This window comes from [Pseudopropionibacterium] massiliense (assembly GCF_900607225.1).
Classification (GTDB): Bacteria; Actinomycetota; Actinomycetes; order Propionibacteriales; family Propionibacteriaceae; genus Arachnia; species Arachnia massiliensis.
The window spans coordinates 366,589-382,260 of the sequence record NZ_LR027842.1; the positions used below are offsets into that span (position 1 = coordinate 366,589).

11 protein-coding genes and 1 pseudogene are annotated in these 15,672 nt (G+C 68.9%); all 12 read left to right on the forward strand.

What is annotated here, in order from left to right; all coding sequences use genetic code 11:
• Nucleotides 1-458 (forward strand): DUF5979 domain-containing protein (locus E0E39_RS16515; protein WP_281275561.1); only part of this gene is annotated, 458 nt, incomplete at its 5' end.
• A 193-nt stretch (nt 459-651) separates the two neighbouring features.
• Nucleotides 652-1,548: a hypothetical protein gene (locus E0E39_RS01555; RefSeq protein ID WP_130873176.1), complete on the forward strand. Its 897-nt coding sequence runs from the start codon at nt 652-654 to the stop codon at nt 1,546-1,548.
• A 253-nt stretch (nt 1,549-1,801) separates the two neighbouring features.
• Nucleotides 1,802-3,685 carry a DUF7926 domain-containing protein gene (locus E0E39_RS01560; RefSeq protein WP_130873177.1) on the forward strand — a complete coding sequence of 628 codons (1,884 nt, stop codon included), beginning with the start codon at nt 1,802-1,804 and terminating at the stop codon, nt 3,683-3,685.
• A gap of 121 nt (nt 3,686-3,806) precedes the next feature.
• Nucleotides 3,807-4,955, forward strand: a complete 1,149-nt coding sequence (locus tag E0E39_RS01565) for a DUF7926 domain-containing protein (RefSeq protein ID WP_130873178.1) — start codon at nt 3,807-3,809, stop codon at nt 4,953-4,955.
• 223 nt (nt 4,956-5,178) lie between these two features.
• Nucleotides 5,179-7,851: a type I DNA topoisomerase gene (gene topA / locus E0E39_RS01570; protein WP_130875592.1), complete on the forward strand. Its 2,673-nt coding sequence runs from the start codon at nt 5,179-5,181 to the stop codon at nt 7,849-7,851.
• A 240-nt stretch (nt 7,852-8,091) separates the two neighbouring features.
• A pseudogene (locus tag E0E39_RS01575) lies at nt 8,092-8,220 on the forward strand (transposase); the annotation flags it as partial.
• An 85-nt stretch (nt 8,221-8,305) separates the two neighbouring features.
• Nucleotides 8,306-10,312 carry an NAD(P)H-binding protein gene (locus E0E39_RS01580; protein ID WP_130873179.1) on the forward strand — a complete coding sequence of 669 codons (2,007 nt, stop codon included), beginning with the start codon at nt 8,306-8,308 and terminating at the stop codon, nt 10,310-10,312.
• A 163-nt stretch (nt 10,313-10,475) separates the two neighbouring features.
• Entirely contained in the window at nt 10,476-11,798 is a 1,323-nt protein-coding gene (locus tag E0E39_RS01585) for a hypothetical protein (RefSeq protein ID WP_130873180.1), read from the forward strand.
• On the forward strand, nt 11,795-12,439 hold the full coding sequence (tmk, locus tag E0E39_RS01590; RefSeq protein WP_130873181.1) for a dTMP kinase: 645 nt from the start codon (nt 11,795-11,797) through the stop codon (nt 12,437-12,439). The genes E0E39_RS01585 and tmk overlap by 4 nt, the downstream gene beginning before the upstream one ends.
• A gap of 52 nt (nt 12,440-12,491) precedes the next feature.
• A complete protein-coding gene (locus E0E39_RS01595) occupies nt 12,492-13,637 on the forward strand; it encodes a DNA polymerase III subunit delta' (protein ID WP_130873182.1) in 1,146 nt (381 codons plus the stop codon).
• A 98-nt stretch (nt 13,638-13,735) separates the two neighbouring features.
• On the forward strand, nt 13,736-14,917 hold the full coding sequence (locus E0E39_RS01600; protein WP_130873183.1) for a hypothetical protein: 1,182 nt from the start codon (nt 13,736-13,738) through the stop codon (nt 14,915-14,917).
• Nucleotides 14,887-15,294 (forward strand): DoxX family membrane protein, encoded by a 408-nt coding sequence (locus E0E39_RS01605; RefSeq protein WP_130873184.1) that lies wholly within the window; start codon nt 14,887-14,889, stop codon nt 15,292-15,294. The genes E0E39_RS01600 and E0E39_RS01605 overlap by 31 nt, the downstream gene beginning before the upstream one ends.
• Nucleotides 15,295-15,672: the final 378 nt, after the last annotated feature.

Consider the following 15,672-nt stretch of genomic DNA (forward strand, 5'->3'; position numbering starts at 1 on the left):
CCGAGGGGGCGGTTGATGTGACCGCCGGTGCGGACAAGGTTGTGGGTAGGTTCCCGGTGGGTACCTCGTGTGAGGTGGTGTCCGAGGACGAGGCGGCGGCTGCTCGTGCCGGCTACACCCTGACCGTTGACAAGGGTCGGGCGGTGACCGTCGTCAAGGACGACACCGTCACGGTCAACGTCACCAACACCTACACCAGGGATTCCGTCCCGAGCCCCGGGCCGACCGGTACCCCCGACCCCACGCCGTCGCCTTCCGTCACACCGAGCGCCACACCCTCCACCCCTCCGAGCGGTTCGCCGTCGCACAGCGGTGATCCGAGCGCGTCGCCCGCTCCGATCCCCTCGGCGGATCCCACCGTCACCGTTCACCCGACCGCACCCGGTGTCCCGACACCCACCGCGAAGGAACCGAGGAAGTCGGTCGTGAGGCCCGGTCTGCCGAGGACCGGCGACTGAGCCGCTGATCCGGCGAACGGCCGGGCCCGGGAACTCTCTCCCGGGCCCGGCCGTTATCATTTAGCTTGCTGCCGCGTGAAATCCTGACCCGGAGGAGTCGCTGTCCATTCGTTCGACATGTGCGTTCGCTGAACGCGGCTCCAAGAAGTGACATGATCCTGGTAGCAGATTTCCGCGACGGAGAGAGAATCAGATGACGATTTGGCTCGAGAAGCTTCTCGTCCCCGAACTGCTCGAGGCATACCTCGAGCACGGGTACGGGTTCAACTTCGGTTACGCCGTGGCCGCGGACTCGATCAGCTCCGAGGACTCCGCGAGGGAACTCGTCGCCGCGCTCGACCTCGACGGCCCCGAGGGTCCCCTGGCCGGGGCGGACGTCGTCCACACACTGCGTTTCCCGTTGATGCCCACCGACACCGTCTATCCCGCCATGGGCGGCACCACCGACGAGGAGCGCGCCGTCGCCAGGGGCGACTTCCTGGAGTTCCCCCCCTTCAACGGCAGCGGCGTCATCGACCTGCCCAGCGACCCCCAGGCCTCGCATCTCTACGTCGACCCGACGATCCTGCGCGCCGGCGCGCAGATCCTGAGACGGGAGTCCGGGGGAGCGGCCGCCGAGGTCGTCGCGACCTACCGGGGCCTGTTCATGGGCTGGAAGAAGGCCGACGGGACGAAAACCCCACCCGGCCGCCCCGACCCGCTCAGCATGCAGGCCTTTCGCGTCAAGGAGGCCGATTCCTTCTCCCCGGGACAGTTCAACTTTGACGACATCGGCGGGCTCCGCGACGTGATCGGGCTCCGCCGCGACGACAACGGTGTTCAGCGACGCATCGTCATCGCACTCGACCGGATCGCCCAGGCCGGGGTCGTCAAGACCCACGGCTCCTGGGATGGCTTCCCGGTACGCGCCATGCGCATCACCGACGATGGTGAACACTGGGAGGTCATGTCCCTGGCGCACGACGCCCACGCCGCGCAGGAACGCGGGATGCGACGCATCGAGGCGGGGGTCTACAGCGCCATCGTCGCCCCCGGCGAGGTGCAGACGATCTTCACCCTGCTCTCCATGCCATCCTGGCCCCAGGGCTGACGCCCACCCAGGCGCAGCAGCCGGTCTCCCCGCTCGGGAGACCGGCTGCTGCGCATGGGGGCAGAACTGGTCGAATCGACGAAAGGTAACCGTTCGCGGAGCCCGTCCGTGGCGTCCATGGATCACTTCCGGCAGGCCAATTGGCCGAAAGGTCGACAGGTGCCTATACTTTCGGCGACGATTCGTTTTTCAACGACTTGTCGCACCGGGAGGAGGTCGTTCCTCCCGGCCATGCCGTCAGTAAGAGGTACCCATGAAACACCCGCGTTCGCTTCTGCGGCGGGCAGCCGGCGCGGCCGCCGTCCTCGTGATCGCATCCGCGGCGCTGTTCAACGTCGGCAGTTCCCCCGCCAGGGCCGACCAGAACACCGACATCAAGTTCGGGCCGGTCACCCTCACCCACGTCACCGACACGGGCGAGGCGATCCCCGCTCCCGGACGCCAGCTCCACAAGGGCGACTGGTTCTACCTGAACGCCGACTTCGACGCCACCGGGGCCAACCCCAAGCCGGGCCAGTCCTTCACCATCGACCTGCCCGAACCCTTCGTCAACCGGGACGGCGGGAACTCCCGCGGTGAGGTGATCAAGCCCCTCGAGTACACCGATTCGAAGGGAACTGCCGTCAAGGCCGGCGAGTGCAGGGTCGACAGGAGCCGGATCACCTGCACCTTCGGCGAGGCCATCGCGGGCAAGGTCGACGTCGCGGGCAAGATCCAGGCCCAGCTGCTGGCCCAGGACACCACCGACAGGACCTCCAGCGTGTTCACCATCAACGGCAAGGAACACAGCGTCGCGCACCCCTGGAACGAGGACATCACGCTCCGCCCGGTGAGGCAGTTCAAACCCAGCACCCGACTCGCCAAGAGCGCCAAGGGCGTGGGCACCAACAGCCCCTGGATCAACTGGCGAGTCCTGCTGGGCGGCTCCTGGCTCAAGGCCAACTACCCGAACGGCGGCCCGGTCACCGCCACCGACGTCATCCAGGACGGCCTCGAGGTCCCCGATCCCTCCAGCATCAACCTGGTCGAGATCCAGGCCGGCCCGGACGGCACCGGCGAGACCGAACGCGTCGTCGCCACCGCCGACGGGAAGATCAAGAAGGACGGCTACGGCATCCAGGCCTCCTCCGAGGGCAGAACCGTCACCTTCAAGGTGACCGGCACCCTCTCCACCGCCAAGAACTACCGCATCGACTTCGACACCAGGTTCACCGGCGGCGGCAGGATCGTCCCCGGCCACGAATACCGCAACCAGGTCCACCTCGTGGAGGCCAACAAGGACACCAACGTGTTCACCCGCTCCTACTTCGAGTCCTTCAAGGCCACCATCACCTACCGCCAGGGCTTCGGCGGCTTCCAGGTGACCAAGGCCAGCGCGGGCGGCGCCGTTCCCCCGGCCGGGCAGAAATTCGACGTCACCGTCGCCTACACGCTGCCGGGCGGCAAAACCGCCGCGGACTTCCCGGGCTGGGAGGCCCCCGCCAACCCCTCCAGGATGACGGTCACCGTCGGCCAGACCACCCCGTCGGGCACCTTCCCCGCAGGCACCGAGATCACCCTCACCGAGGCCGTCGCCACCGCCAACCCGGCCGCCACCGACCTCGTCTGGGGAGCGCCGAAGTTCTCCTCCGAGGACACCCGGGTGACCATCGGCGGGGACGGCACGTCGGCGACCTTCACCGTCGTCGACCAGACCACCCTGCCCGTGCTGCTGACCAACAACGCCACCAGGACAACCGGTGGGGTCGCGGCTCCGCCAGCGGCACCCCCGGCGCCCGACCCGCAGGACCCCGCGACCACCGGGCCGGCGGATCCCATCGATCCCGGAGCCGATGATCCCGTCGATTGGGACCACGCCCCACCGTCCTCCCGAATCACACGGCAGCGGCGCAGCCTGCGGGACACCGCCCACATCGCCCCCGAGGTCGCCGGAGCCCATCGGGCCGGACTGCCCAGGACCGGCGGCGGCGTCCAGCGGGACGAAAGTTCAGGACGGGTTCCCGGCCCCGAACCCTCGCGAGGAGACCTGCCCCGTTCCTCCCCTCTGCCGGGCAGGTCTCCTCGCACGAGACCCCGGACCGCACGTCCGAGGCGGTGCCGTCCGAGCGTGCGCAATCCTCTGCCCGAAGCCAGGTGAAGCCGTTCGCCTTTCGCGGGGACTACCGAAAACCGTCGTGAAGAGTTATGGTCAGCCATGCGATGTTCATCGCTTCCGGGAACCCTTGAAGGCTCTCCGGCGTTGAGACCTGGGAGGGAAAATGAATCTTGATCGTGCACACACGTCGAGACGACGTGTCGCGACCGCGGTTTCCGCCATTCTCGCGACGTCGGCTGCTCTTCTCGGCGCCGGAACGCCCCCGGCGCAGGCGAAGATCAACTCCGGAATTGTCTTCACCGACGCCATCTTCAAACACGTGGACCCGTCGGGCGTCCCGATCACCGGCCGCCAGGAGGTCTGGCAGGGCGACAACGTGGAATTCAGCGTCAACTACGACGGAACCAACGCCCACGTCGCCTTCGGCGACGAGTTCACGGTCGAACTACCCCCATTCCTCAGGCTTCAGGACACCGCCGCCCGCAGACCGATGACAACCGCCGACGGAACCAGGGCAGGCGAGTGCACCCTCGCCAACACGGACACGAACTCGACCATCAGTTGCGTCTTCAAGGAGATGATCCGCCGCACGACCGAGGTCAAGGGCTCCATCCGCGTCAACCTCCAGGTCACCGAGCCCACCACGGCCGCGGCCACCGAGGTCAGCCTCAGTGGAAAGACCCAGAGCATTCCACTTCCCTACGACAAGCCCATCGCCGTCAAACCCGCCGAACCCTGGCAGCCCGCGAGCGAGCCGGGCGGTCGGGCCGGACAACTCACGTCCACGTCCAAGGGCATCAACTGGGACGTCGCCGCTCCCGGGGCATGGCTGAACGCGAATTACGCGTCCGGGGCCCAGGTGGTCATCAAGGACACCATCACCCCGGGAATGTTCTCCACCGAGGCCACGGACCGGGCCTACAACCGGGTGATCGAGGAATGCAGCGACCCGCTGAACCCGAACGCCAGCCTCTCCCGTGTCGTCGCGGACGGGGTGGGCAAGAGCGTCGACGGATTCCGGCTGAAGGCCGACCCCACGGGTCAGCAGGAAACCACCCTCACCATGAGCGGTCCGTGGAGCAGCCGCTGCACCTACCACATCAAACTGCGCTCCGTCTTCGTCGACAACCACACCGTCGACAAGGCCGCCACCTACGTCAACACCGCGTCCTTCCAGGGCACCGACACGACGGTGACGACCGAGAGCAGGTACCAGGAAACCTTCGAGGGAGCCGTCAGCTACCGTGAAGGCGTGAGGGTGAAACCGGCCCCCGGCATCACCGAGGTACCCCTGAGCTCAGAGAGTGCCTGATCCGGAGCCGAAACCCCCGGCAGTCGGAAAGCCGACACGATCACAGATTCCCGGGCGCTCACGGGCTGGGTTCGGCACGGACGGAAACCGGCGGGCGTCGTAGCCATCCGAGGAGTATGTGCGCTGGCGTGGTCGCCGCGACCGTGATCTTTGGGTCGTTCGACGTGGCCGGATTGTTTCGTGGGCTATTGTTCCCATGCGGACGACGGGAGGCAGGGACACCATGGCGGACAAACGGCAGCGACTCGTGATAGTCGAATCGCCCACCAAGGCGACGAAGATCGCCGGCTACCTCGGCGACGGCTACATGGTGGAGTCGAGCCGCGGTCACATCCGCGACCTGCCCACCGGCGCCGCCGAGGTGCCCGCCCGGTACAAGGGACTCAAATGGGCGCGCACCGGCGTCAACATCGACGACGACTTCGCCCCCCTCTACGTCGTGGCCCCCGACAAGAAGGCGACGCTGCGGGAGCTGAAACAGAAACTCAAGGTCGCCGACGAACTCCTCCTGGCCACCGATGGTGACCGCGAGGGCGAGGCCATCGCCTGGCACTTGCTGGAGGAACTCAAACCCAAGGTGCCCGCCCACCGCATGGTCTTCCACGAGATCACGCCCACGGCCATCGCCGAGGCGGTCGCCAACCCCCGCCAGCTCGACGCCGACCTCGTCGACGCGCAGGAGACCCGCCGCATCCTCGACCGCCTCTACGGCTACGAGGTCTCCCCGGTGCTGTGGAAGAAGGTCATGCCGAAACTGTCGGCGGGCCGGGTACAGTCCGTCGCCACCCGCCTCGTCGTCGACCGGGAACGGGAACGCATCGCGTTCGTGCCCGCCGGCTACTGGGACCTCGACGTGACCCTCGACGGCGGCGCCGAGGCGGAACCCCGCACCTTCCCCGCACGCCTGACCTCCCTCGACGGGATGCGTGTCGCCCAGGGCCGCGACTTCGACTCCACCGGTCAGCCCACCAGCACCTCCGTCGCAGTCCTCGACGAGACCACCGCCACCGCACTCGCCGCCGCCCTCGAGGCCGCCGCGTTCCGCGTCGACAAGGTGGATGCCAGGCCCTACACCCGCCGCCCCTACGAACCGTTCCGCACCACCACCCTCCAGCAGGAGGCCGGCCGGAAACTCGGCTTCACCTCGCAGCGAACCATGTCGGTGGCCCAGGAGCTCTACGAGAAGGGCTTCATCACCTACATGCGAACCGACTCCGTCACCCTGGCGGACTCCGCCATCGCGGCGGCCCGCGACCAGGTCGAGCAGCTGTTCGGGGCACGCTACCTGCCCGCGAAACCCCGCATCTACGCCTCGAAGGTGAAGAACGCGCAGGAGGCCCACGAGGCCATCCGGCCCGCGGGCGACGTGTTCACCCACCCCGATGCCACCGGCCTGTCCGGCGACGCCCACCGCCTCTACCAGCTGATCTGGATGCGCACCCTCGCCTCCCAGATGGCCGACGCGAAGGGCGAACAGGTCAGCGTCGCCATCTCCGCCGCCCCCACCGCGCCGGTGCGGGCCGGAACGGGCACGGTGGAACGCGCCGAGCTGACCGCGTCGGGCCGCACCATCTCCTTCCACGGTTTCCTGAAGGCCTACGTCGCCGGCACCGACGACGACACCACCAGCGACGACAAGCAGTCGCGGCTGCCGCAGCTCACCGCGGGCCAGGAGCTCGCCGCCGAGAAGGTGAAAGCGGCCGGGCACGAGACCAAACCCCCGGCCCGCTACACCGAACCCTCGCTCGTGGCGAAACTGGAGGAACTGGAGATCGGCCGCCCCTCCACCTACGCCTCCATCATCCGCACCATCACCGCCCGCGACTACGTGTTCAAGAAAGGTTCCGCGCTGGTGCCGACCTGGCTGGCGTTCGCCGTCACCCGGCTGCTGGAGGAACACTTCACCGAACTGGTGGACTACACCTTCACCGCGCACCTGGAGGAGCTGCTCGACGAGATCGCGGGCGGCAAGGCCGAACGGCTGAAGGTCCTCACCGACTTCTACCGCGGCCCCGACGGCGACGCCGCGAAGGGCCTCGAGAAACTCGTCACCGAACTCGGCGACATCGACGCGAAGGGGCTGTCCACCTTCCCGCTCGGCGACTCCGGCATCGACGTGCGCGTCGGACGCTACGGTACCTACGTCGAGGCCGCCGACGGGCGCCGCGCCAACGTCCCCGACGACCTGCCGCCCGACGGCTTGACCGCCGAGGTCGCCGAGGAGCTGCTCAGCCGCCCCCTCGACGAGGAACGCGAACTCGGCGTCGACCCCGAATCCGGGCGCATGGTCGTGGCGAAGAACGGCCGGTTCGGACCCTACGTGACCGAGGTGCTGCCGGAGGGCACCCCGAAGTCGGTGAAACCCCGGACCGCGTCGCTGTTCAGGTCGATGTCCCTCGACAGCATCGACCTGGCGACGGCGCAACGCCTCATGAGCCTGCCCCGGGTGGTCGGCAAGGACCCGGAGGGCGTCGAGATCACCGCGCAGAACGGCCGCTACGGGCCGTACCTGAAGAAGGGCAGCGACTCGCGGTCGCTGACCAGCGAGGAACAGATCTTCGCCATCACCCTCGACGAGGCCCTCGCCATCTACGCCGCCCCCAAGGTCCGCGGACGCGCGGCCGCCGCGCCCCCGCTGAAGGAGTTCGGCGCCGACCCGGCCAGCGGCAAACCCGTCGTGCTGAAGTCGGGGCGGTTCGGTCCCTACGTCACCGACGGCGAGACCAACGCCACCCTGCGCCGCGACGACTCGCCCGAGACCATCACCCCGGAACGCGCCTTCGAGCTGCTCGCGGAGAAACGGGCCAAGGGCCCCGCGAAGAAACCCGCCCGGAAGACCACCACCAGGAAGAAGACGACAACCACGAGAAAGAAGACCACCCCCAAAGCCGGTTGAGCCGGCCTGCGAGCGTCAGCGAGCCGGTCGTGTCGAAACCATGGTGAGGGTGTCCGGGGTGCTGGGGTCGGGTGTGACTACCAGGCGCGGGTGGTTTCGACTCGGGCTGCTTCTTCGTCGCGGTCCGGCTCAACCAGCTTCGGAGAGGCTGTGAATAAGCCTCCATGTCGAGGAAGAGGGTGTGTCCCATGGCGTGGTGGCAATTCCCGCGGTGATGCGGCGGGTTGATCAGTGGCCTGGGTGGGGCATCGTGGGATCGCGGTCGGTGTCTCCGCCCTCGGAAGGCGCGGGATCCTCGGCATGTCCGTCGGGGACAGCGAGTCGACCGACTTCTGGGCCGAGTTCCTCCGAGGCCTGCGCCAACGCGGCCCCGACCACACCGGAGTTACCAGGCACCTCTAGTAGTATGTCGTCCAGAGCTGGGGAAGGAATTCCAACAAGGCAAGGACGGCCCATGGCCAACCCGGATATCCACATCATCGGTGCCGGCCCGGTCGGTCTGGCCACAGCGTTGCTGCTGGCGTCCCAGGACCGGCGCGTCACAATTCACGAGGCGCGGGATGCCGTTTCTCTGACCGACACGAACAGCTACCCGATCGGGGTGAACCCGCGAGGTCAGGAGACGTTGCGGCGTGTCGATCCGCGTCTGGTCGAGGAGTTGCGCGCGCAGGGCGAACTTGTCGAGGGATTCAAGATCCGTGCCGGGCGCCGGATGCTTGCGTCGATCCGGTCTGGCACCATCATCGGCACCACCCGGGCCCGGCTCACGGGCATCCTCCTGGCAGCAGCGCAACAGGACCGGCGAATCACTCTCAGCACCGGCCACAGGCTGGAGGCCATCGATCTGGCCTCCCGAACCCTGCAGTTCACAGGAACCACCACGGTCGAGGTGGGAAACGGCCTGGTCATCGCATGTGACGGGGTCTGGTCGAAGACGCGTCGGATCATGGCCGAGCAGCTTGCTGATTTCGCCCCGGATGTGAGTGACTGGGGCGTCCAGTTCCGCGTCCTCTTCTCGGCGCCCGGTGCAATGGCTCCCGGACTGGATCCGAATTGGCACCACATCTTCACGGGCAAAGGTATCTACACCGCGACGCTGCCGGACGGCGTGTGGTGCGTCGTGGTCACGGCCATCAAGGGTGACCCGGCGGAGGCCCTGCTCCTGTCGACGGAGCCCACGGAGGAACACATCAGTGCCCTGCATCGGCACCTGCAGCAGCACGCCCCGCTCGTCCTCCCCCTGCTCGCTCGCGACGCCTTTGTGGATTTCTTCGGGCGGGCGCCCTTCGGTGGCGCCGTTGTGCGCTGCCCCCGGGTGTCCCACGACGAGTGGCTCGTCCTCCTCGGTGACGCCGCCCACTCCGTCATCCCGCCGACAGGCGAGGGCGTCAACTCCGGTCTGGAGGACGCGATGCTGCTGGCCGACGCGCTGGCCTCTGGCAGCCCGATGCCGCTGCGGGAATACGACGAGGGCCGAATTCCCGACCTGAAGGCACTCGGGGAGTACGCTTGCCACCTCAGGGACAACATCGCCAATGAGGATCCGGTCCGATCCGTCAGCAACGTCGGGCTCCGAATTCTCTCGGCGGTAGCTGGTCTCGTTGGCCAGAAGGCCGGCAGACTGGAGAGCCGGCTCTTCGGCCCCGATGCAGGCCGGATGCCTTACCGGGACGCCATTGGGCCGTGGATCCAGTTCCGGGATCGCTGGACCCCGCCCCTGCGCCGGATCGCGACAGGTGTGATGAGATGTGTCGAAAAACCGATCAGCGCGGAACCCCAGACCCTCGTTGCGCACCAGCGCGAGAATGCCCGACGTCGAATCAGCGTCATCGGAGGCTCTTCCGGCACGGGCAGGGAACTCGCGGAGCTGGCACTGAAGCGGGGCTTCGATGTCACGTGCCTCTCCCGTCGCGGTGCTGGTCCCATCGGGGCACGCCTGGTTTCCGGCGATGCCCATGACCCGGAGGTCGTGCGCCACGCGTTGAGAGATGCCACGGCGGTTTTTGTCACCGTCAATGGTGGCAGCGACGGCAGCCGTGATCGAACGGCCATCACTCAGGCCGTTCTCAAGGCTGCCGGGCAGACAGGCCTACGCCGGATCGTCGTGCAGTCCTCGCTGGGCGCTGGCGCTTCCGCACGAATGCTGCCCCCCGGCATTCGGTACCTGGCAACCCGTATGCTCGCCCCGGTCCTCGCCGACCACACCACCCAGGAACAAGTGGTCCAAGAATCCGGACTGGATTGGACGATCGTCCGGCCGGTAGGTCTGACCAACAAGCGGGCCACGGGCATGGTCCGAGAGCTTCGGGATGCCGAGAGCGGCTGGCTGGGATGGCCAATCCCCCGGGCTGATGTCGCTGGCCACATGCTGCGTTGCCTGGATGACGAGTCGACGATTCAAGAGTGCGTAGCGATTTCAGGGCGCTGCGTCCCGGGTCAGCATCTTCCCGGCCGCCGTTGAATGCGACGGCAGGGCAGATGCTGGCGCGGTGCGGTGGTTTCGACTCGGGCTGCTCGTTCCTCGTGGCCCGGCTCAACCGGCTTGGGGAAGGGTTCTGGTCCAACCAGTTCGTCTTCTTGAGCGCCGCTCCGGTTTTCCCGGGCCTTGTGGGAAGGTAGGTTCCATGGGTTTCGAGCGACCGGCGGTGATGCGTTTCGACCTTCCCTTCCAGGCCGATGCCCCCTCCCTGCTGTCGGACGCCATCGGGATCACCGGGCTCATGGAGCGGCGCGCGGCCAGCCACGGCATCGACGTGACCGTGGTGGACACCACCGACGACCGGTTGCTGCGCGCCGGGGTGGTGCTGGCCCACCGGGTGCTCGGCGGGGTGGGGGACTGGTACCTGGCGGCACCCGGGTGGGTGCCCTGCCTGCCGGCCGAGCGGATCGTGCCCATCGGGGCCACCGCCGAGCTGCCCCAGGAGTTCGCCGACCTCACCCGGCCGCTGGTGCGTCGCGCCCTGCTCGGGCCGGTGGCCGCGCTGGAATGCCAGCGGGTCGAGTACCTCCTGCGAGGACCCGACGGCCCCTTGGGAAGCATCCGCGACGAACGGGTCACGGTGCGCCGCGGAGGCATGGCGACGGCCCGCTACCGGGAGGCCACCCTCACCCCCACCGACCTGCTCGGCAAACACCAGCTGGAGCACGTGCTGGCCGCGCTGGATGCGGTCTCCGCGAACGCCGTCGCCGAGTTCCCGAGTCTCCAGCAGCGCCTCGGCCCACCCGCCACCGGCGGCACCGACTTCCCGAACCCCGGTCCGCTGAACCGTGAGGCAACCATGGAGGCGTTCGTGACGAGGCTGTTCGCCGCCGACCTGCAGGATCTCGTCCGGGCCCAGTACCGCGACGAGGACGCCGTCGCGGAAGCCCTCCGGGAGTTCCGGGGGCACGTGCGGGGGTTGGCGAACGTGCTCGACCCCGAGTGGCGGCAGGCCGTGGAATCCGCCGTCGAGAAGGCCGCCACGCCCCGGCAGGCGGCCCTCGACGTGACGGACTCGCTGGTGGCGGCGGTGCGCGCCCCGCGGCTCGGCGACGTCTCCGCCGAACCCGCGGCGAAACTGCTGCTGAAGCGCGCCCAGCAGGGGGCCTACATCCTGGCCGACCGCTGCCGGTCGCTGACCGCCGACTCCCCGGGCGCCGACTGGCGGGCCGCGCTGGCGGCCGCCGAGCAGGTGCACGCCTGCGGGCTGGTGGCGGTGCAGCTGCACGGCAAACCGGGAACCAAACTGCTGAGGATCATCACGCGGGTCACCCGCGACCTGCGGGACTGCGCCGCGGACGTCGCCCCCCCGGACCTGGACGGCCTCACCCCGGCGGAGGCCTTCGAACGCGGCCGGGAGACGGAACGATGCCACCAGGGGTTGATCGCGGCCCGCGCCGGATTCGTCGCAGACTGGCCCGAACGGGTCGTCAAGATCCGCAAACTACTCGCGAAGGTGCGCAGATGACCATTCCCGAGGCCACCCCCGGCCTGTTCGTCGTCTTCGAGGGCGGCGACGGGGTGGGCAAGTCCACCCAGGTGCTGGAACTCGTCACCCGGCTCCAGAACCGTCGCATCGAGCCCGTCCTGACGCGGCAACCGGGCGGTACCCCGATCGGCGCGAAGCTGCGCAGACTGCTGCTGGACCCCGGCCACCCGGAACTGACAGCCCGCACCGAGGCGCTGGTCTACGCCGCCGACAAGGCCCAGCACGTCGAGGAGGTGATCCTTCCCGCCCTGGCCCGGGGCGAGGTGGTGGTGTGCGACCGTTACGTCGACTCGATGATCGCCTACCAGGGGGCGGGTCGGGTGCTCGACCTCGCCGAGGTGGAGCAGGTGGCGCGCTGGGCGACGGGCGGGCTGCGGCCCGATCTGACCGTGCTGCTCGACCTCGACCCCGCCGAGGCGGTCGCGAACATCCGGCAACAGGACCGCCTGGAGGCCGCGGGCCTGGACTTCCACCGCCGCGCCCGCGACCACTTCCTCCGGCTGGCCGGTGAGGACCCGGGACGCTACCTGGTGCTGGGTGCCCGCGAGTCGCGGGAGAGCATCGCCGAACGGGTCGAGCAGAAGGTGCTCGCACTGCTCGGCCGAGTCGCCCCACCCTGAAGCTGATCGACTCGGTCGCGTCTTCGTCGGTGGGGGATGGCAGGATGAGCACGTGAGCGTGTGGGACGAACTTGTGGGTCAGGACAGGGCCGTTGAGACGCTGCGGCGCGCGGTGGCGGGCGGCAGGCACGCCATGACCCACGCGTGGCTGTTCGTCGGGCCACCCGGGTCGGGGCGATCCAACGCGGCCCGTGCCTTCGCCGCCGCCCTCCAGTGCCGCGACGGCGGCTGCGGGCGCTGCAACGATTGCCGCACGTCGCTGTCCGGGGCCCATCCCGACGTGACCCTGCTGCGCACCGAACAGCTCAGCATCGGCGTCGACGAGATGCGCCAGCTGGTCTCCAGGGCCAACGTCGCACCCGTGAACCGCCGTTGGCAGGTGGTCGTGATCGAGGATGCGGACCGCGTCACCGAACGCGGCGCCGACGCCCTGCTCAAGGCCCTCGAGGAACCCGCCCCGAGGACCGTGTGGTTGCTGTGCGCGCCCAGCGCCGACGACGTGATCGTCACCATCCGTTCCCGTTGCCGGGAGCTGCGGCTGGTCACCCCGCCGGTGGAGGAGGTGGCGAAACTGCTGGTCCGGCGCGACGGCGTAGACGAGGTGATGGCCCAGTACTGCGCACGCGCCGCCCAGGGGCACATCGGTCGCGCCCGTGCCCTGGCGTTGAACGAGCAGGCCAGGAACCGGCGCCACGAGATCCTGTCGCTGCCCGCCAGGCTGGGCACCCTCACCGACTGCCTGTCGGCGGCCGAATCCCTCGTCGCCTCCGCGTCCGAGGAGGCCGGACAGCTCACCGCGGACCTCGATGCCCGGGAGATGGCGGAGCTCCAGGCGGCGCTGGGCATGGGCACCAAACGGGTCAGGGCACGCGGGGTCCAGGGTGCCATCAAGGAACTGGAGGACCAGCAGAAGGCCCGAGCGAAACGTTTCCAGCGCGACGCCCTGGACCGGGTGCTCACCGAACTGACCGGCTACTACCGCGACGTCCTGGCCTGCCAGACCGCCCCCGGTGTGCCCTTCGTGAACGCCGACATCGCCGAGGAGATCACCGCCTTCGCCGGGCGAACCCGCCCCGAACAGACCGTGCACGCCCTCGACGCCCTGCTGGAGGCGCGCAAGGCCCTCGAGGGCAACGTCGCCCCCCAGCTGGCCCTCGAGGCGATGCTCCTGGGGCTGGGGCGGGCCTCGCATCGCTGACAAGGGCCGGGGAAGGTTCAAAACCGGGCGCGCCTCATGTGTGCGCGACGGGTGCGGTGAGAACATGGGCTCAAGCGTTGACTGATTCAGGAGGGTTCATGTCTTCACGTGACGCAGACGACTGGGTGCGGCAGGGCACGCCCCGCGGAGCCGACTGGGAGGACGAGCAGAGCGAGTACGGCACCGCCCTGGATCCCACCGAGTGGGACGATCACGTCACCGAGCAGTCGGTGCCCGTCGAGACCCCGAATCCCAGACCCCGCCCGGCCACCCGGGCCGCCGGAAAACAGGATTTCTCCGCCGCGCCATCACAACAACCCACGACCCCTGAGACGCGGGAGAAGGGCGTCAGGGCGGAGTCCGTCGCGCTGCACGCCCCCGATGTCTCATTCCAGACCCCGACGACGCCCAGCGCCCAGGAGGACGAGGAGGCCAACGAACCCACGATGGTTTCCGGACTGAGGATGCCCGAACCCCGGGATCCGGATCCGAGGCCGGCCCCGTCGTTCCTCTCGACGTCGAAGCCCACCGATCCCGGGGACGAGGAGACCTTCGTGCGGCCCCTCGACGCGCCGCAGCCGGAGCAGGCCTTCCCGCAGCGCGTGGAACCCGTCACGTCGCAGCAGCCCGCGGCGGGATCCAGCCAGATGAACATCGACGCGTGGCCCCTCCAGATGCCCGAGCAGCACGACCAGCCCGCTCCGCGGCAACCGGGACTGACGCTGGAGCAGCGCCTCGGGGGAGAGAGCGGACAGGAAACTCCCCCGGAATCCGCGGAAACCCCGCGACCCCGTCCGGAACAGGTTCCCCCGCAGTATCCCGACCCCACCGCCACCCAGCGTTTCGAACGCGTGAGGACGCAGCCCGCCGAGCCCGTGGCGTCCCAACCCGACGAGCGGCAACAGACCTCCTCCGCGGCGGCCCCGGGACTGTTCCGCGGCGACGCCGCCGGCGAGCCCGAGACAACAACCGAGGCGCCGGACGTGCAGCCCGAGGCGACCGCGGTGATGCAGGCGCCATCGCCGGAATCCGTCCCCACCCCGACCGCGCCCCCACTCCTGCTGCCTCGCCCATTCCCGTGGCGGAGCAGGAGGAAGAACGTCGCCGCCGGGAGAAGCTGGAGGCGGAACGCGCAGCCCGCAACGAAAGGCTCGGGGTGGTCGAAACCTCCCCGAGGAATGCGTCGCGGGCGCTCGTGGAGAAGCCCCGACGCACCACCGACGGCCCACTGGCGAGTTTCGGGTTGTTCATGCTGCGGCTCGTCACCGCCGCAATCCTGACGATCCTGGCCTATCAGGGGCTCACCAACGTCGACGGCACCGCCGAGGCCCTGAGCAACACCCGTCTTCCGGAGCCCCGCTTGGTGGTGTGGATCGGGGGTTTCCTGTTGGCAGCCCTGGCCCTGCTGTTGGTGATCGGCCTGCTGCAGCGGGTCGTCGGGGCCCTGCTTCTGCTGATTGCCATCTGCTCTCTGGCGTTCATCCGGTGGGGTGCGTTCAGCCCGTTCCTGCCGGGGCTTGACGGTTTCCTCGGGGATCGCGATCTCCTGCTCGGGGCAGTCGGTCTGTTGCTGATCTGCCTCGGTGGCGGCGGCTGGGGCATCGACGCCGCATTCAGGCACTCCCGTGAGGCGGCGAAGGAAGCCCAGGACCAGTAGCAGCGAATACACACCGACCGAGCCGGGAGACGGCGGGCCGTGTCGACGCACCATGGTGGCCGTGAGCGGGGTCTGCCTCCCGGGCTCGGCGTGGTGCCGACTCAGCCGTTCGCTTCGCTCACGTGCCTGCCCGGCCGGTTCGGGGAAGTGCACGCTGGTCGGGTCGTTCCTCGCGGGTGCGGCCGACAGGTCGCATCGACGCGGATCGGGCAGCGGCGCGTGACCGCTGTGCCGCACCCGGATTGTTCCGACCCGCCCGGTCAGCAGCCGTGTTTGTTGTGGTTGGTGGGGCAGGGAGCCTCCACGCTGGGGGTACCGGTCGGATTCGGTGACGGGCTGGGACTCCACAAGCGACGATGCCCGTCACCGGGCACATTG

Bases quoted from the DNA above. Each gene is read 5' to 3' on its own strand.
- E0E39_RS01560 (WP_130873177.1), top strand. From the start codon at position 1,802: ATGAAACACCCGCGTTCGCTTCTGCGGCGGGCAGCCGGCGCGGCCGCC.
- E0E39_RS01585 (WP_130873180.1), top strand. From the start codon at position 10,476: ATGGGTTTCGAGCGACCGGCGGTGATGCGTTTCGACCTTCCCTTCCAG.
- E0E39_RS01600 (WP_130873183.1), top strand. From the start codon at position 13,736: ATGTCTTCACGTGACGCAGACGACTGGGTGCGGCAGGGCACGCCCCGC.
- E0E39_RS01580 (WP_130873179.1), top strand. From the start codon at position 8,306: ATGGCCAACCCGGATATCCACATCATCGGTGCCGGCCCGGTCGGTCTG.
- E0E39_RS01565 (WP_130873178.1), top strand. From the start codon at position 3,807: ATGAATCTTGATCGTGCACACACGTCGAGACGACGTGTCGCGACCGCG.
- E0E39_RS01555 (WP_130873176.1), top strand. From the start codon at position 652: ATGACGATTTGGCTCGAGAAGCTTCTCGTCCCCGAACTGCTCGAGGCA.
- topA (WP_130875592.1), top strand. From the start codon at position 5,179: ATGGCGGACAAACGGCAGCGACTCGTGATAGTCGAATCGCCCACCAAG.
- E0E39_RS01605 (WP_130873184.1), top strand. From the start codon at position 14,887: ATGCTGCGGCTCGTCACCGCCGCAATCCTGACGATCCTGGCCTATCAG.
- tmk (WP_130873181.1), top strand. From the start codon at position 11,795: ATGACCATTCCCGAGGCCACCCCCGGCCTGTTCGTCGTCTTCGAGGGC.